This is a genomic window from Acidovorax sp. Leaf160 (assembly GCF_001424265.1).
Taxonomy (GTDB): Bacteria; Pseudomonadota; Gammaproteobacteria; order Burkholderiales; family Burkholderiaceae_C; genus Paracidovorax.
Window position 1 is genome coordinate 137,865 of sequence record NZ_LMOV01000001.1, and the last position, 16,276, is coordinate 154,140.

General features: G+C 70.6%; 15 protein-coding genes. 12 read left to right on the forward strand and 3 right to left on the reverse strand.

The genetic code is table 11. The annotated features are described in order from the left end of the window. Positions 1–49: 49 nt before the first annotated feature. From dbpA to ASF94_RS00595, 7 genes are all read left to right on the forward strand, one after another. On the forward strand, positions 50–1,444 hold the full coding sequence (dbpA, locus tag ASF94_RS00565; protein ID WP_056660007.1) for an ATP-dependent RNA helicase DbpA: 1,395 nt from the start codon (positions 50–52) through the stop codon (positions 1,442–1,444). Between the two features lie 97 nt (positions 1,445–1,541). Further along, complete coding sequence (locus tag ASF94_RS00570; protein WP_056660010.1) at positions 1,542–2,318, forward strand: GntR family transcriptional regulator; 777 nt, start codon at positions 1,542–1,544, stop codon at positions 2,316–2,318. Positions 2,319–2,367: 49 nt separating this feature from the next. After that, positions 2,368–3,372 carry a tripartite tricarboxylate transporter substrate binding protein gene (locus ASF94_RS00575; RefSeq protein WP_056660013.1) on the forward strand — a complete coding sequence of 335 codons (1,005 nt, stop codon included), beginning with the start codon at positions 2,368–2,370 and terminating at the stop codon, positions 3,370–3,372. 4 nt (positions 3,373–3,376) lie between these two features. Then, a complete protein-coding gene (locus tag ASF94_RS00580) occupies positions 3,377–4,195 on the forward strand; it encodes an amidohydrolase (protein WP_056660016.1) in 819 nt (272 codons plus the stop codon). Between the two features lie 80 nt (positions 4,196–4,275). Further along, positions 4,276–5,277, forward strand: a complete 1,002-nt coding sequence (locus ASF94_RS00585; protein WP_056660019.1) for a cation diffusion facilitator family transporter — start codon at positions 4,276–4,278, stop codon at positions 5,275–5,277. Beyond that, positions 5,274–5,729, forward strand: coding sequence for a D-aminoacyl-tRNA deacylase (dtd, locus tag ASF94_RS00590; protein ID WP_056660022.1), 456 nt, complete (start codon positions 5,274–5,276; stop codon positions 5,727–5,729). Before ASF94_RS00585 ends, dtd begins: the two co-directional genes overlap by 4 nt. Before the next feature lie 200 nt (positions 5,730–5,929). Then, positions 5,930–7,153 carry an MFS transporter gene (locus ASF94_RS00595; protein ID WP_082492871.1) on the forward strand — a complete coding sequence of 408 codons (1,224 nt, stop codon included), beginning with the start codon at positions 5,930–5,932 and terminating at the stop codon, positions 7,151–7,153. A gap of 48 nt (positions 7,154–7,201) precedes the next feature. Here the strand turns inward: ASF94_RS00595 and ASF94_RS00600 are convergent, their stop codons facing one another. From ASF94_RS00600 to ASF94_RS00610, 3 genes are all read right to left on the reverse strand, one after another. Further along, on the reverse strand, positions 7,202–7,942 hold the full coding sequence (locus ASF94_RS00600; protein WP_056660027.1) for a sulfite exporter TauE/SafE family protein: 741 nt from the start codon (positions 7,940–7,942) through the stop codon (positions 7,202–7,204). A gap of 219 nt (positions 7,943–8,161) precedes the next feature. Then, positions 8,162–8,620, reverse strand: a complete 459-nt coding sequence (ybeY, locus tag ASF94_RS00605; protein WP_056660030.1) for an rRNA maturation RNase YbeY — start codon at positions 8,618–8,620, stop codon at positions 8,162–8,164. A gap of 202 nt (positions 8,621–8,822) precedes the next feature. Next, complete coding sequence (locus ASF94_RS00610) at positions 8,823–9,767, reverse strand: PhoH family protein (RefSeq protein WP_056660033.1); 945 nt, start codon at positions 9,765–9,767, stop codon at positions 8,823–8,825. A gap of 49 nt (positions 9,768–9,816) precedes the next feature. Here ASF94_RS00610 and ruvA point away from each other — a divergent pair, with 49 nt between their 5' ends. The 5 genes from ruvA (at position 9,817) to ASF94_RS20565 (ending at position 16,274) form a co-directional block, all read left to right on the forward strand. Continuing rightward, the gene (gene ruvA / locus ASF94_RS00615) at positions 9,817–10,389 is read left to right on the forward strand and encodes a Holliday junction branch migration protein RuvA (protein ID WP_056660036.1); all 573 of its coding nucleotides are present in this window, start codon (positions 9,817–9,819) and stop codon (positions 10,387–10,389) included. 102 nt (positions 10,390–10,491) lie between these two features. Continuing rightward, positions 10,492–12,015, forward strand: a complete 1,524-nt coding sequence (locus tag ASF94_RS00620) for a serine protease (protein ID WP_056660039.1) — start codon at positions 10,492–10,494, stop codon at positions 12,013–12,015. Positions 12,016–12,112: 97 nt separating this feature from the next. Next, entirely contained in the window at positions 12,113–14,104 is a 1,992-nt protein-coding gene (locus tag ASF94_RS00625; protein WP_235505193.1) for a serine protease, read from the forward strand. 61 nt (positions 14,105–14,165) lie between these two features. Then, positions 14,166–15,236 carry a Holliday junction branch migration DNA helicase RuvB gene (gene ruvB, locus ASF94_RS00630; protein WP_056660045.1) on the forward strand — a complete coding sequence of 357 codons (1,071 nt, stop codon included), beginning with the start codon at positions 14,166–14,168 and terminating at the stop codon, positions 15,234–15,236. 213 nt (positions 15,237–15,449) lie between these two features. Continuing rightward, complete coding sequence (locus ASF94_RS20565) at positions 15,450–16,274, forward strand: CRISPR-associated endonuclease Cas3'' (protein ID WP_082492872.1); 825 nt, start codon at positions 15,450–15,452, stop codon at positions 16,272–16,274. The last annotated feature ends 2 nt before the right edge of the window (positions 16,275–16,276 follow it).

Here is a 16,276-nt window from a genome sequence, read left to right on the forward strand (position 1 = left end):
CGGGCCGGCAGGCCCGGACGGCATCGCCTCCGCGCCGGATAATCGGCATATGACTACCCCTTCCGCCGATTTCGGCACCTTGCCCCTGGCTCCTGCCACCCTCGCCAACCTGCAGCAGCTGGGTTACACGCAGATGACGGCCATCCAGGCGGCTGCCCTGCCAGCTGCGTTGCAGGGGCGCGACCTGATCGCGCAATCCAGCACCGGCAGCGGCAAGACCGCCGCTTTCGGCCTGGCCCTGCTGGACCGGCTCAACCCGCGCCACTTCGGCGTGCAGGCGCTGGTGCTGTGCCCCACGCGCGAGCTGGCCGACCAGGTCACCACCGAGATCCGCCGCCTGGCCCGCGCCCAGGACAACATCAAGGTCGTCACCCTGTGCGGCGGCGTGCCGCTGCGCGGGCAGATCGCCAGCCTGGAGCACGGCGCGCATGTCGTCGTCGGCACGCCCGGCCGGGTGATGGACCACCTGGACCGCAGCACGCTGGACGTGCAGGGCCTGAAGACCCTGGTGCTGGACGAGGCCGACCGCATGCTGGACATGGGCTTCTTCGACGACATCGCCAAGGTGGCGCGCCAGTGCCCGGCCGATCGGCAGACGCTGCTGTTTTCGGCCACCTACCCGGAAGGCATCGAGCGCATCGCCCGCCAGTTCATGAAGTCGCCCCAGCAGATCACGGTGCAGGCGCAGCACAGCGCCGGCAAGATCGCCCAGCGCTGGTACGAGGTCAAGGAAGGCGAGCGCCTGCATGCCGTGTCGCAGCTGCTCAACCACTTCCGGCCCGAATCGGCCATCGCCTTCTGCAACACCAAGCAGCAGTGCCGCGACCTGGTGGACGTGCTGCGCGGGCAGGGCTTCAGCGCCCTCGCGCTCTACGGCGACCTGGAGCAGCGCGACCGCGACCAGGTGCTGGTGCAGTTCGCCAACCGCAGCGCCACGGTGCTGGTGGCCACGGACGTGGCCGCGCGCGGTCTCGACATCGCCCAACTGCAGGCCGTCATCAACGTGGACGTGACGCCCGACCCGGAAATCCACATCCACCGCATCGGCCGCACCGGCCGGGCCGACGCCGAGGGCCTGGCGCTGAGCCTGGCAAGCCTGCCCGAGATGGGCAGCGTGGGCAAGATCGAGCAGCTGCAGGGCCGGGAATCCGAATGGCATCCGCTGTCCGAACTGACCGCTGCGCCCGGCGGCCCGCTGCTGCCGCCCATGGCCACGGTGCAGATCGTGGGCGGGCGCAAGGAGAAGATCCGCGCGGGCGACGTGCTGGGCGCGCTGACCGGCGAGATGGGCTTCACGCGCGAGCAGGTCGGCAAGATCAACGTGAACGAGTTTTCCACCTACGTGGCGGTGCAGCGCGACATCGCCGCCGAGGTGGCGCGGCGCCTGTCGGCCGGCCGGGTCAAGGGCAAGCTGGTGCGGGCCCGGCTGGTGGGCGACGACTGATCTGACGGCCGGGGCGCCGGGCCACCCCCAGGGTTAGCCCGGAGGCCCTCGACGGGCGCCCCGGTCTAGACTGCAACTCATCTAGAGGAGTAGATGAATGCAGCAAACCAGCGACCCAGCCGGAGTGGTCGATCATCCCGGCCTGGCCCGTTACGCCGCACTGGCCGCCGCGCTGCGCCAACGCGTGGTGCGCGGCGAATGGCTGCCCGGCAGCGCCTTGCCCGCCGAGCAGGCCCTGGCTGCGGAGCACGGCGTGGCGCTGGGCACGCTGCGCCGGGCGCTGGAGCTGCTGGTGGAGCAGGGGCTGATCGAGCGCATCCACGGCAAGGGCACCTTCGTGCGCAGCGGCATCGCGGGCGCATCCACGCTGCGCTTCTTCCGCTTCGGCGAAGGCGTGGCGGGGCAGCTGCCGGCATCGCGCATCCTGTCGCGCACCGTGCTGGCTGCGCCCGCCGACGCCGCCCGCGCGCTGGGCCTGGCGCCGGGCGAAACCGCGCTGCGCCTGCAGCGGCTGCGGCTCATCGATGGAGAGCCCTGCCTGCTGGAGCACATCTGGCTGCCGCTGGATCTCTTCGACGCGCTGGCGCCCCGGGAGGACGCTCCTGCCGCCGCCGATGCCGACGCTCCCCACGACTGGCCCGCGCTGCTCTACCCCTTCTATGCCAGCCGCTGCGGCGTGCATGTGCAGCGCGCGGTGGACGACATCGGCTTTGGCGTGCTGACGGCGCCCCAGGCCCGCAGCCTGGGGCTGGCAGCCGGCCACCCCTGCGCCGTCGTCACCCGCCGGGCCACCGACCTGGCCGGGCGCTGCGTCGAGTGGCGCGTCACGCGCGGCGACGCCCACGCCTTCCATTACAGCGTCACGCTGACCTGAATCGCCATCCCGCCCCCTTGCCAGCATCCGCATTCCCAGGAGCCCTGCCATGCCCGTTCCATCCCGTCTTCCCACCCGCCGCCTGATGCTGGGCGGGGCCGGGGCCGCGCTCGCCGCCCCCTGGATCGCCGCCCGCGCGCAGCCTGCGCAGTCCATCGCGGGCGGTCGGCCGATCACCCTGGTGGTGTCCTACCCCGCCGGTGGCGGCGCCGATCTGATGGCACGCATCCTCGCCCCCAAGCTCGGGGAAGCACTGGGCCAGAGCGTCGTGGTGGACAACAAGCCCGGTGCCAGCGGCCAGATCGCCGCCGCCCAGGTGGCCCGCGCCACGCCGGATGGCGCCACGCTGCTGCTGGATGCGTCCTCCTTCGCCGTCAACCCGTCGCTCTACCCCAAGATGGCGTACGACTCCGCCAAGGCGTTCACGCCGCTGGCGGTGCTGGCCACCTTTCCGAACGTGCTCGTGTGCTCGGCCGGCTTCCAGGCGCGCAGCGTGCAGGACGTGATCGCCCTGGCGCGCGCCCAGCCGGGCAGCGTGGCCTATGCGTCGTCGGGCAACGGCTCGGCCCAGCACCTGGCGGGCGCGCTGTTCGAGGAGCGGGCCGCCGTGCAGCTCTCCCACATTCCCTACCGGGGCGGCGGCCCGGCCATGAACGACGTGATGGCCGGCCAGGTGCCGCTGTTCTTCGCCAACGTGGCGTCCGCGCTCGGCCACATCCGCGCGGGCAAGATGCGGGCGCTGGCCGTCACCTCCGCGCTGCGCGCCCGCTCGCTGCCCGACGTGCCGACCATGGCCGAAGTGGGCGTGCGCAAGTACGAGGTGCTGGAGTGGAATCCGGTGCTGGCCCCGGCGGGGCTGCCGGCCGACGTGCAGGCCAGGCTGGCGGACGCGATCCGCCGGGCACTGGCCGACCCGGAGGTGCTGTCGCGCATCCGCTCGCTGGGCGGCGACGTGTTCCCCGATGCCTCGCCCGCTGCCGCGGCACGCTTCATCCAGGGGCAACGCGCGCTGTGGGCCGACGTGGTGCTCGACCGCAAGATCTCCGTCGGGTGATTCGATGGAGGAAGCAGCGCGAGATTTGACGCCTTCGCCGGACGGGGGCTGCTGGGATGCCCATGTCCACGTCTTCCGCGCCGATGCGCCCGTGCAGGCCGGCCACTACCGGCCCGGGCACTTTCCGCTCGAGCGCTTCGAAGCCGAAGCCGCCGCCTGCGGCGTGCGGCACCTGGTGCTGGTGCAGCCCAGCGTCTACGGCACCGACAACACCGTCATGCTCGAGGCGCTGGCCGCGCGGCCCGGCCGCCACCGCGGCGTGGCGGTGGTCGATGCCGGCGTGACCGATGCCGAACTGGACCGCATGCACGCGCTGGGTGTGCGCGGCGTGCGCTTCAACCGCGTCTCGCCGGTGGGCAACGGGCAGGCCGCGTTCCTGGCCCTGGCGCCCCGCCTGCGGCAACGCGGCTGGCATGTGCAGTGGTACGCCGGGCCGCAGCACCTGGCGGAGATCTCCGCGCTGCACGAGACCGCCGGCATCACCTGCGTGCTGGACCATCTGGCCGGCATGCACGCCGGGTTGGCGCAGGACGATCCAGCCTGGGGCGACCTGGCCGCGCTGGCCGGGCAGGGCGCCTGGATCAAGCTGTCGGGCTGGTACCGGCTCGGCTGCCAGGCGCCCTACGCCGCGCTGCACGCCGCCCTCCGCCGCGTGGCGGCGCTGGCGCCGGGGCGGCTGGTCTGGGGCTCGGACTGGCCGCACACCGCATTCGCGCCCGATGCGCTGCCGGCCTATGCCTCGGTCTGGCAGCCGGTGGCCGAGGCGCTGGCGGCGCCCGAAGCCGCGGCGGCCCGCCGGGACGCGGCACGGCTCTACGCCTGACGGGCCGGCCGTCCGGGTGGGCGGCGGGCCCGGTGGCGCAGGCAGAATGACGGCCACTGCCGATGCCCCCAGAACCGTCCATGCCCCCACCTGCCCCTTCCGCATCACCGGCCGCGGTGTCCGCCATCGCACCGCGCACGCTGCTCTGGGCGTCGGTCGGCGTGGCGCTGGTCACCATCGTGATGAAGACGATGGCCTGGCACCTCACCGGGTCGGTCGGCCTGCTGTCCGATGCGCTCGAATCCTTCGTCAACCTGGCGGGGGCGGTGTTCGCCCTGGCCATGGTGACGGTGGCCGCGCGCCCGGCCGATGACGACCATCCGTATGGCCACCACAAGGCCGAATATTTCTCGTCAGGCTTCGAGGGCATCCTGATCGTCGGCGCCTCGGCCGCCATCTTCTGGGCGGCGGCGCACCGCATCACCGAGCCGCAGCCGCTGGAGCAGGTCGGCTGGGGGCTGGCCCTCTCGGTCGCCAGCTCGGCGCTCAACGGGCTGCTGGCCTGGCTCATGTTCCGCTCGGCGCGGGTGTACCGATCGGTCGCGCTGGAGGGCGACGCCCGCCACCTGGTCACCGATGTGTGGACGTCCGCCGGCGTGGTGATCGGCATTGGCGCGGCCAGCCTGACCGGCTGGCTGTGGCTGGACCCGCTGGTGGCCATGGCGGTGGCGCTGAACATTCTGAAAGAGGGCATGCACATGGTCTGGCGCGCTTCGCAGGGGCTGATGGACGCCGCCATCGAGCCCGAGGCGCAAGCCGCCATCGACGCCGCGCTGCAGACCTTCGCGCAGCGCGAGCCGGCCCTGCGTTTCGACCACCTCGTCACCCGCCAGGCGGGCCAGCGGCGCTTCGCCGGCATGCACCTGCATGTGCCGGCCGACTGGAGCCTGGGCCGCGCGGCGCAGTTGCGTGGCGCCGTCGAAGCCGCGCTGATGCGCGCCGTGCCCGGTTTGCGCGTGACCATCGAGCTGCTGCCCGTGGGGGTGGAGGCCTACCGGGACGGCGACACCGTCCAGAGCAGCCAGAACGACCGGAACGACCGGAACGACCGCAACAATCACAACCATCAGGAGGGTTCATGATCAGTGTGCTGCAACGCGTGCGCGAAGCGCGGGTGGACGTGGAAGGGGTCACCATCGGCCAGATCGGCCCCGGCCTGCTGGTGCTGGTGTGTGCCGAGCGGGGCGACAGCGAAGCCGAGGCCGACCGCCTGCTGGCCAAGCTGCTGAAGCTGCGCATCTTCAGCGACGCCGCTGGCAAGATGAACCGCAGCGTGCAGGACGAGGCCGGCGGCCTGCTGCTGGTGAGCCAGTTCACCCTGGCGGCAGACACGGGCGGCGGCAACCGCCCCAGCTTCACCCAGGCCGCCGCGCCGGACGAGGGCCGCCGGCTGTACGAGTACTTCGTGGACCGCGCCCGCGCGTCGCACCCCCTGGTGGAAACCGGCCGATTCGCTGCCGACATGCAGGTGCACCTGGTCAATGATGGGCCGGTGACGATTCCGCTGCGCATCGCGCCGTCCTCGGTGGCTTAATCAAAATTGATAGCAGCAGGCCCAGCAGAATCAAGCGCTGCGGCCGTTTTTTCTTCAGCAGGGGTGCGCGGCTGCCGCCCGATGCTTCTCGACATGGTGCTTGCTTGACTGATACCGCCGCCCCAGCCCATCCGACCACCGGGCCCACCGCGCCCACCGGATCCACCGCGCCCGCCTCGCCATCGCGCGCGCTCTGGGTCATGTTCCTCTGCCTGCTCTCGGGCTTCGCGCTCAGCCAGGCGTTTCGCACGGTGACCAGCATCATCGCGTCCGGCCTGCGGTCGGACTTCGGCATCTCGCCCGACTCGCTGGGCGCCTTCGCCGGGCTGTTCGGGCTGTCGTTCGGGGTCACGCAGCTGTTCATGGGCATCGGCATGGACCTGTACGGGCTGCGCCGCACGGTGCTGACGGCGTTCCCGCTGGCCGTGCTCGGGTCGGCCGTTTCCGCACTGGCGCCCAGCTACGGCTGGCTGATGCTCGGGCAGCTGCTGATCGGCGTGGGCTGTTCGCCGGCCTTCCTGGCATGCACGGTGTTCATCGCGCGGCACTTTCCGGCGCAGCGGTTCGCCTTCTTCTCGGGCGTGGGCATGGGCGTCGGCGGGCTGGGCCTGCTCTTCACCGGCACGCCGCTGGCCTGGCTGGTCCAGCACGGCGGCTGGCGCCTGGGCTTCGGCGTGCTGGCCGTGCTGTCGCTGCTGTCGTGGCTGCTGATCTACCTGCGCGTGCACGAGCCGGCGCTGCCTGAGGTCGCACCCCGCCCGCGCGAATCCTGGGCCCAGGCGGCCAGCCGCTTCGGCGACCTGTTCCGCGTGCCGCATACCTGGGGCATCCTGATTCTGGGCATGTGCTGCTACGCGGCGTTCCTATCGATGCGGGGGCTCTGGCTCGGGCCGATGCTGATGGGGCGCTACGGCTTTTCGCTGGTGGACAGCGGCAACGTGGCCCTGGTGCTGTCGCTGATCGCGCTGTTCGTGCCGGCGTTCTTCGGCCGGCTCGACCCGGGCCCCGCGCGCCGGCGCCGCTGGATCACCACCTTCTCGCTGCTGATGGGCGGGCTTTTCGTGGCGCTGGCGTTCGTGCACCACGCCGCCGCCAATGTGCTGCTAATCTTCCTGATGGGGCTGCTCTCCGGCTACGGCGTGCTGCAGTATGCCGACGTGCGTTCGTCCTACCCGGGCGAGATGACCGGCCGGGCCCTGTCGCTCTACACCATGTCGATGTTCATGGGCGTGGCCCTGATGCAGTGGCTTACCGGCGTGATCGCGGCCTGGGCGCAGCACCACGGGCACGAGCCCTACCAGGCGGTCATGCTCTGCATCGCCGCGCTGCTGTGCGCTGCCTCGACCGCCTTCCGCTGGCTGCCGAGTTCGCCGCTGCTGCGCCAGCCGCCAGCGGCGCCGCCTGCGCCGCCCAGCGCTCCTTGATCCCGGCCTTCGCCGCAGGGCGGGGCGGCTGCGGCGGCTTCAACCGCTTCAGCCGCGCAGGAAGAAGAGCACCGCCATCACCAGGCCCGTCACCACGATGCCCCAGCGCAGCCAGGTGCCCGGAATGCGCCGGGCCACGCGGGCGCCGCCGTAGCCGCCGGCCGTGGCCGCCACCATCATCAGCAGCGCCTGGGGCCACAGCACCACGCCGCCGGCCGCATACAGCGCGACCGCGATGCAGGTGAGCACTGCCGACACCCAGTTCTTCAGACCGTTCATCGCGTGCAGCTGGGTCTGCCCCAGCAGGCCGAACAGCGCCAGCAGCAGAATGCCCAGCCCGCCGTTGAAATAGCCGCCATAAGCGGCGACTGCCAGCAGGCCGGCGGTGGCCCGGGCGGTGGACGGCGCCTGGCCCGCCAGCGCGCGGCGCAGCTGCGGCCCGAAGGCGAACAGGGCCGTCGCAGCCAGCAGCAGCCAGGGCACCACGCGGCGGAAGGTGGCCTCGGGTGTGACCAGCAGCAGCATCGCCCCGGCGGCGCCGCCCACGACCGACAGCACCACCACCCGCCGCATCGTCAGCCCGGGCGGCGGCGCCGTGTCTTCGCGGAAGCCCCAGGCGCCCGCCAGGTAGCCGGGCAGCAGCGCGACCGTGCCGGTGGCATTGGCCATCACGGGCGGCACGCCGGTGAAGACGAGGGCCGGCAGGGTCAGGAAGCTGCCGCCTCCGGCGACGGCATTGAGCGCGCCGGCCACGAAGGCGGCGCAAAGCAGCAGGGCGGTGTCGAACATGGGGTCTCCTGGGCCGGCATGGTAGGGGCGAAGGCGGCGGCCATTACCCGCATGGGGCGCGGAAGTGTTGTGTGCGCGACGCGCCAGGCGGCCAGGGCGAGCGCCGCAAGGCAGGCAGGCACGGTGACGGGGACCGCCTTTCGACACGCCCGAGGCGAACGCGTCAGATCATCCGCAGTGCCTGGATCGGGCGGCGTGCCGGCGCCGGTGCCGTTGCCGTCAAGCCGCGTAGGGGTCGGCGAAGCCCAGCTCCTGCATGATGGCCGTCTCGTAGTCTTCCATCTCGTCGGCGTCCTCCGGGCTGGTTTCGTGGTCCCAGCCCTGGGCGTGCAGGGTGCCATGCACCAGCAGGTGGGCGTAGTACTCGCGCAGCGGCTTGTTCTGCTCGCGCGCCTCGCGCTCCACCACGGGGGCGCACAGCACCAGGTCGGCCACCACCACGGGCTCCTGGGCATAGTCGAAGGTCAGCACGTTGGTGGCGTAGTCCTTCTTGCGGTATTCGCGGTTCAGGGCCTGGCCTTCTTCCGCGCCGACGATGCGCACGGTGATCTCCGCGTCGCTGGACAGCGCATGGCGGATGAAGCGGGCAGCGGCGTGCCGGGGCAGGGCGGCGCGGTGTTCGGCCACGCCGTCGAAGCGGGCGAATTGCAGCGACAGGTGGAGTTGGTTCAGTGCCATTTTGGCCTCCAGCGCTAGTCCAGCATGGGCTGGCAGCTATGAATTTTGTAGTGAATGACGGGCCGGCGCGGCAGTGCGTCCAGGCAGCGCCTCCCTCTGGCGCGGCCCTTGCCGGCAGACGCCGTGGAACGGGCTTCTCCCGGCCACCGGCGTCGTTCCCCTTCCCGGCGCAGCCGGGAGGAGCGGGAAGCCGCGCAGCGGCTCAGGGGGTCGTTCCCCTCCGGGCGTCATAGGCGTCCACGATGCGGGCGATGAGCGGGTGGCGCACCACGTCCGCCGTGGTGAAGCGCGTGACGGCGATGCCCTTGACGCGCTTGAGCACGCGCTCGGCGTCGATCAGCCCGCTCAGGGCCCCCTTGGGCAGGTCGATCTGGCTCACGTCGCCCGTCACCACCGCGCGCGAGCCGAAGCCGATGCGGGTGAGGAACATCTTCATCTGCTCGGGCGTGGTGTTCTGCGCCTCGTCCAGGATGATGAAGGCATTGTTCAGCGTGCGCCCGCGCATGAAGGCCAGCGGCGCGATCTCCAGCGCATTGCGCTCGAAGGCCTTCTGCACCTTCTCATAGCCCATCAGGTCGTAGAGCGCGTCGTAGAGCGGGCGCAGGTAGGGGTCCACCTTCTGCGTCAGGTCGCCGGGCAGGAAGCCCAGGCGCTCGCCGGCCTCGACCGCCGGGCGGGTCAGCACGATGCGCTGCACGTTGCTGCGCTCAAGCGCATCGACCGCGCAGGCCACGGCCAGGTAAGTCTTACCGGTGCCGGCCGGGCCGATGCCGAAGGTGATGTCGTGGCTGGCGATGTTGTCCAGGTAAGCGCCCTGCGTGGCCGTGCGGGCGCGCAGGTCGGCGCGGCGGGTGGTCAGCTGGGTGGCGGTGCCTTCCGGCGCGGCCACCAGTTCGCTGTCGCCGGCCAGCATCAGCTGGATGTGGTCTTCGGCGATGGGGCGCTCGGCCATCTCGTAGAGCGCCTGCAGCAGCTCCATGGCCTGGGTGGCGCGCGCCTTGGTGCCGTCCACCTTGAACTGCTCGTGCCGGTGGGCGATGCGTACCTCCAGCGCGGTCTCGATCTGGCGCAGGTGGGCATCGGCCGGGCCGCACAGGTGGGTCAGGCGGTTGTTGTTGTGGGGGGTGAAGGTGTGTCGCAGGATCACGCGGATAATTCCGATCAGAAGGCCGGCAGACGCGCGGCGAAGGACACCCATGATAGGCAAATTGACCGGCACGCTGCTGGAGAAGAACCCCCCGGAGGTGCTGCTGGACTGCCACGGCGTGGGCTACGAGGTGCAGGTGCCGATGAGCACCTTCTACCACCTGCCGGCCACCGGCGAACGGGTGGCCCTGCTCACGCACTTTATCGTGCGCGAGGACGCGCAGCTGCTGTATGGCTTTTCCACCCACGAAGAGCGCCAGGCGTTCCGCGAGATCATCAAGATCAGCGGCGTCGGCCCGCGCACGGCGCTGGCCATCCTGTCGGGCCTGGGCGTGACCGATCTGGCCCAGGCCGTCACCCTGCAGGAAGCCGGCCGGCTGGTGAAGGTGCCCGGCATCGGCAAGAAGACGGCCGAGCGGCTGCTGCTGGAGCTCAAGGGCAAGCTGGGCGCCGACATGGGCGCCGCCCTGCATGCCAGGAACGACGCCCAGGCGGATATCCTGCAGGCCCTGCTGGCGCTGGGTTACAACGACAAGGAAGCCGCCGCCGCCCTGAAGGCGCTGCCCGCCGACGTGGGCGTGAGCGACGGCATCAAGCTGGCGCTGAAGGCGCTGGCCAAATAGGTCGCCCGCCCCGCCCCGCGCCCGCGCCCGACGCCTGCCGCGCCGCAGCGTTTTCCAGGAATTCATACCGTTTGAGGTTGTAGATCAATGAGGACCAATCGCATGAACGCCATCACATCCTGGGTGCCCGCCACGGCCGCCCTGCTCATTCTTTCCGCCTGCGGTGGCGGCGGTGGCGACAGCTCGACCCCCGCGCCTGCGCCCGCACCGGCACCAGCGCCTGCGCCGAGCGCCTCCGACCGGATCGAGCCCTACGACCCGGGCGCGGTGGCTGCCGCTTCCACCACTGCCAAGGACGCTGCCGCGCCTGCCGCATCCACCACCGCCGGGCAGGGCATTGCGCCCGCACCCGCCGTGCGCCGCGTGGCCCTCGGCGCACTGGCGCAGGGGGTGGTCAACAAGACGGCGGCTGCCGCGAAGGCCTCCGCGCCGGGCGAGCCGCGCCAGATCGGCGTGGCCCGCAGCGTGGCAGACACCGCGACCGTCGCCGCCACCCAGGCCCTGCTGCGCTGGAGCCCCACCGACCGCGGCACCCAGGTGGCCGCGCTGGCCTTCGACTCCGCCGGCGCCTACGGCGTCCGCCTCGGGGTGCTGGTGCGCAGCCTGCCGCAGGGGGCGGTGCTGCGCTTCTACGGCGCCGACGCATCGGCCGCCGTGCAAATCTCGGCCCAGGAGCTGGCCGCCGTCGCCGCGCGCAACGCCCAGGGCGGCGCCGACGCCGATACGGCCCGCACCTACTGGAGCCCCGATTTCGGCGGCACGACCGCCACGGTGGAGGTCGAGATCCCGGCCACCGCTCCTGCCGCGGCCGTGCAGATCGCCTTGCCGCGCCTGTCGCACTTCACCATCGCGCCCGACGCGGTGGAGGGCGCCTTCACCACCAAGGTGGGCGAATCCGGCAGCTGCAACATCGACGCCACCTGCCGGCCCGAGTTCAACAGCGAAGGCCGCTCCGTGGCGCGCATGATCTTCGTGCGCGACGACGGCAAGGCCTACCTTTGCACCGGCACGCTGCTCAACGACGCGCGCTCGTCCACCACGCCGTATTTCCTGAGCGCCAACCACTGCCTGTCCTCGCAGTCGGTGGCGTCCACGCTGACGACCGACTGGTTCTACCGCTCCAGCGCCTGCAACGGCAGCAACGTCAACCCGGGCGCCACCCGGCTGACGGGCGGCGCGACGCTGCTGTACGCGGCGGCCACCACCGACACCGCCTTCATGCGGCTGAACAACCCCGCGCCGGCCGGCGTGGTCTATGCCGGCTCGTACTTCGGCGGCGTTGCCGTGCAGTCGCCGGTGCTGGGTGTGCACCACCCGGCCGGCGATCTGCAGAAGATCAGCGAGGGCACCGTGCAGCGCTACAGCACCTGCGCCGACGAAACCTGCCAGACCAGCACGTCCGACAACGGCACCTTCCTGACCACCACCTGGCAGCAGGGCACGACCGAAGGCGGCAGCAGCGGATCGGCGCTGTTCCTGGGCATCGGCAGCCGCCGCTACGTGGTCGGCCAGCTGCTGGGCGGCAGCGCCAGCTGCCAGAACCGGGGCGGTGCCGACCAGTACGGCCGCTTCGACCAGCCGTACCGGTCCACGCTGCGGCAGTGGCTGAACCCGGGCAGCCAGTAACCGGCAAGGCCCGTCGCAACCGCCTGCATGGCGCCCACAGAGGCGCCGGCGGCCGACCGGGCCTGGAATCATTCGACAACCAAAGAGGGCGAGCATCGTGAATAGACTTCGTGCGTGGAGGCGCGGCAGCGCAGGCATTTCTCTGGCGGCCAGCCTGTTGCTGCTGGCGGCCTGCGGTGGAGGGGGTGGCGACAGCGGCGTGTCCGGATCAGGGGCATCGGCATCGGCATCCGCGTCCCCGGTCACGCAGTCGGCGCAGGTGCTGAAGGTGGAATCGCGCGAGCAGCCCGCTTCCGCCGTGCAGGACGTGGCCCGCACCAAGCTGCGCCCGCTGTCCGCCGCCGACGCGGTCGCTCCCGCCCGCATCGCCCTCGGGCCGCTGGTGCAGCCCAAGAACGCCGAGCGCGAGGCAGACGGCTCCTTCGCCCCGCTGCAGATCGGCGCGGCCCGTCCGGTCGCCGCCACCCGCACCGCCGCCGGCCTGCAGCGCCAGCTGCAGTGGCGCCCCTCCGCCAGCGGCGGGCTGGTGGCGGCCGTCAGCGTGGATGCCGAGGGCGCGCATGGCCTGCGCCTGGGCCTGCTGGTGACCCAGCTGCCCGGCAGCGCCACGCTGCGCGTCTACAGCCAGTTCAAGCCCGACGCCGTGTACGAGGTGTCGGGGCAGGAGGTGCTGCAGCTGATCGACCGCAACCTGCAGGCGGGCGACAGCAGCGACGCCGCCCGCACCTGGTGGACGCCCGACACCGGCGGCAGCGAAGCCACGCTGGAAATCGAGCTGCCTCGGGGCACGCCGGCCAGCGCCTTGCAGGTCGCCATTCCGCAGGTGTCGCATGTGTTCGTGGATCTGTCGCTGCCGGTGGAAGGCGCCCTGGCGGCCAAGGCCGTCGGCGATTCCAGCACCTGCCAGCTCGACGCGGTGTGCGAGCCCGAAACCGCCTCGGTCCGCAACGCCGTGGCGCGCATGGTCTACCTGAAAGATGGCGGCGCCTACCTGTGCACCGGCACGCTGCTCAACGACAGCGGCTCCACCGGCACGCCGTACTTCATCACCGCCAACCACTGCATCTCGACGCAGACGGTGGCCTCCACGCTGCAGACCGACTGGTTCTTCCGCGCGCCTTCGTGCAACAGCCGCACGCTGTCGTCCAGCACCGTGAAGCGCACGGGCGGCGCCACGCTGCTGTATGCGACGGGCGACACGGACACCTCGTTCATGCGCCTGAACGACACCCCGCCGGCCGGCGCGACGTTCTCGGGCTGGGACGCCAGCGCGCGGGTGCTCAACTCCACCGCCATGGGCGTGCACCACCCCCGTGGCGACCTGCTGAAGGCGAGCTTCGGCCCGCTCGTCGCCACGGCCAACTGCACATCCACCGGCGGCACCAGCATGGCCTGCTCGCAGGCCTCTGGCACCTCCGGCAGCTACTACGCGGTGGAATGGAGCCGGGGCCTGACGGAAGGCGGCAGCAGCGGTTCCGGCATGTTCCAGTCCGGCTACCTGGTCGGCACGCTCTATGGCGGCAGCGCGGCCAGCAGCACCTCGTGCAGCGCCACGTCGCTGTCGATCTTCGGCCGCTTCGACCGGCCCTACCAGGCCGCCCTCAGGCAATGGCTGTCGCCCGCTGCCGTCGCCACGTCCGATCGCACGGCGGTGTACCGCTTCTTCAACACCGCCACCGGCGCGCACTTCTTCACGGCCAATGCCGGCGAGCGCGACTACGTGATCCAGACCTACCCCACGTTCAAGTACGAGGGCACGGCGTTCTACGCCTACGGCAACGCCACCACGGGCCAGAACCCGGTGTTCCGCTTCTTCAACCGCAGCACCGGCGCGCACTTCTACACCATCGACCAGGGCGAGCGCGACTTCGTCAATGCCAACTACCCGGTGTTCCAGTACGAAGGGCCCATCTGGTATGCCCAGACCACGTCCGGCAACGGGTCGATTCCCATCTACCGCTTCTTCAACCGGAGAACCGGGGCACACTTCTACACCGTGAGCGCCGCGGAGCGTGACTTCGTCATCGCCACCTATACCGACTTCCAGTTCGAAGGCACCGCCTACAACGTGTGGTCCAGCGTCCGGTGACGGCGGGGGCGGCGCCCGCCGAACCGCCCGCGCCGCCCGCACCCGCCCCTTCCGTATTTCCATGAGCATCCAGACCGACGATTTCGCCCCCGTACCACCACCGAAGCGCGTGGTGTCCGCCGCCCCGGCATCGCCGCAGGAAGAGGCGCTCGAGCGTGCCCTGCGCCCCAAGCTGCTGCAGGAATACGTCGGCCAGGCCAAGGCCCGCGAGCAGCTGGAAATCTTCATCGGCGCCGCCCGCAAGCGAGAAGAGGCGCTCGACCACGTGCTGCTGTTCGGCCCGCCGGGCCTGGGCAAGACCACGCTCAGCCACATCATCGCGGCCGAGCTGGGCGTGAACCTGCGCCAGACCAGCGGCCCGGTGCTGGAAAAGCCCAAAGACCTGGCGGCGCTGCTGACCAACCTGGAAAAGAACGACGTTCTCTTCATCGACGAGATCCACCGCCTCTCGCCCGTGGTCGAGGAAATCCTCTACCCCGCGCTGGAGGACTACCAGATCGACATCATGATCGGCGAAGGGCCGGCCGCGCGGAGTATCAAGCTCGACCTGCAGCCCTTCACCCTGATCGGCGCCACCACCCGCGCCGGCATGCTCACCAACCCGCTGCGCGACCGCTTCGGCATCGTCGCCCGGCTGGAGTTCTACACGCCCGAAGAGCTGGCCCGCATCGTCATGCGCAGCGCGGGGCTGCTCAACGCCCCCATCGATGCCGAAGGCGGCTTCGAGATCGCCCGCCGCTCGCGCGGCACGCCCCGCATCGCCAACCGCCTGCTGCGCCGCGTGCGCGACTACGCCGACGTGAAGGGCGACGGCCGCATCACCCTCGACATCGCCCAGCGCGCGCTGACCATGCTCGACGTGGACCCGCAGGGCTTCGACGTGATGGACCGCAAGCTGCTCGAAGCCGTCATCCACCGCTTCGACGGCGGCCCGGTCGGGCTGGACAACATCGCCGCCAGCATCGGCGAGGAATCCGGCACCATCGAAGACGTGATCGAGCCCTACCTCATCCAGCAGGGCTACCTGCAGCGCACGCCGCGGGGGCGGGTGGCCACGCTGGCGGCCTTCCGGCACCTGGGGGTGACGCCGCCGAAGGCGGGGGCGGGGCTGGATTTGTTTGGGGCTTCGTGAACTTGGCTTCGAAACGCCGCAGCGGGGCATCGCATCGCGCGGTAAATCCCTTCAGTGGTGTGGCTGGGATCAAAACGCCTGCACAGCGATGAGTCAGGCTGGCCTCACGGGCCAGCTGTAAACGTGGCGCGCTCTGCGCAGCCTGTCTTTTCGACCGAGACAGACGTATCCAGGGTTATCCGGGTTTGATGCAGCTCAATATCGCAGTAGCGTATGGTGCTTGAATGGCAGCTTGTGCTGCGCCTGTTCCGCAGGCCAAGCGATCAAAAAAAACTGAGGGGGAGGGCAGGCATCACGGTTTTTTATGCCCATTCATTAGAGGGGCGGCCTGGGTCGGACTGGCAATTGTTGTCTGAACACCTGATTCAGGTCAGCCGAGGTGCTTCTGAGCGCGCTTCGGTGTTCGGGGCGGCCGAATTGGGCGCGTTGGCTGGTTTGCTGCATGACCTGGGCAAATACACGCTACCTTTTCAGGAGCGACTGCGCGGCAATCCGATGCGCGTGGACCATTCCACATGGGGGGCGCGCATTGCTCAGCAGCGCTTGGGTACGATGGGCCAGTTGCTGGCATACGGCATAGCGGGACACCATGCGGGCCTGGCGAACGGGCAGGGTGAAGGGGAGCGTACGGCCCTGACCGATCGGCTGGCGACGCAAGACTTGCCGGCGTTGGATGCAGCGTGGGAAAAAGAAGTTGCCCTGCCTGAGAAGCTGGGTCCGCCTGCAGACTTCAAACCCTACGGCGAGAGCCGCCAGCAGGCCAAAGATCGGCAGCCCTTCCAACTGGCGTTCCTTTCGCGCATGCTCTTTTCCTGCCTGGTGGATGCCGACTTCATCGACACGGAACGCTTCTACCTGCAGGCCCAAGGCGGCCCCGACCACCGCGGCGCTGGCCCCGCCCATCCATCGCTGGCTGCGTTGCGTGAGCAGCTCGATGCCTATCTGGGCCAATTCAAGGCCGACAGCGACGTGAACCGCCTGCGCAACAGCGGCGGCGGCGTGGTGCCAGGTCGCGCCTCGCGTGTGCAAGTGGGTTGAAA

What these genes read in the sequence shown, in the direction of transcription:
- dbpA (WP_056660007.1), top strand. Translation starts at nt 50, where the DNA reads ATGACTACCCCTTCCGCCGATTTCGGCACCTTGCCCCTGGCTCCTGCC.
- ASF94_RS00570 (WP_056660010.1), top strand. Translation starts at nt 1,542, where the DNA reads ATGCAGCAAACCAGCGACCCAGCCGGAGTGGTCGATCATCCCGGCCTG.
- ASF94_RS00575 (WP_056660013.1), top strand. Translation starts at nt 2,368, where the DNA reads ATGCCCGTTCCATCCCGTCTTCCCACCCGCCGCCTGATGCTGGGCGGG.
- ASF94_RS00580 (WP_056660016.1), top strand. Translation starts at nt 3,377, where the DNA reads ATGGAGGAAGCAGCGCGAGATTTGACGCCTTCGCCGGACGGGGGCTGC.
- ASF94_RS00585 (WP_056660019.1), top strand. Translation starts at nt 4,276, where the DNA reads ATGCCCCCACCTGCCCCTTCCGCATCACCGGCCGCGGTGTCCGCCATC.
- dtd (WP_056660022.1), top strand. Translation starts at nt 5,274, where the DNA reads ATGATCAGTGTGCTGCAACGCGTGCGCGAAGCGCGGGTGGACGTGGAA.
- ASF94_RS00595 (WP_082492871.1), top strand. Translation starts at nt 5,930, where the DNA reads ATGTTCCTCTGCCTGCTCTCGGGCTTCGCGCTCAGCCAGGCGTTTCGC.
- ASF94_RS00600 (WP_056660027.1), bottom strand. Translation starts at nt 7,942, where the DNA reads ATGTTCGACACCGCCCTGCTGCTTTGCGCCGCCTTCGTGGCCGGCGCG.
- ybeY (WP_056660030.1), bottom strand. Translation starts at nt 8,620, where the DNA reads ATGGCACTGAACCAACTCCACCTGTCGCTGCAATTCGCCCGCTTCGAC.
- ruvA (WP_056660036.1), top strand. Translation starts at nt 9,817, where the DNA reads ATGATAGGCAAATTGACCGGCACGCTGCTGGAGAAGAACCCCCCGGAG.
- ASF94_RS00620 (WP_056660039.1), top strand. Translation starts at nt 10,492, where the DNA reads ATGAACGCCATCACATCCTGGGTGCCCGCCACGGCCGCCCTGCTCATT.
- ruvB (WP_056660045.1), top strand. Translation starts at nt 14,166, where the DNA reads ATGAGCATCCAGACCGACGATTTCGCCCCCGTACCACCACCGAAGCGC.
- ASF94_RS20565 (WP_082492872.1), top strand. Translation starts at nt 15,450, where the DNA reads ATGGTGCTTGAATGGCAGCTTGTGCTGCGCCTGTTCCGCAGGCCAAGC.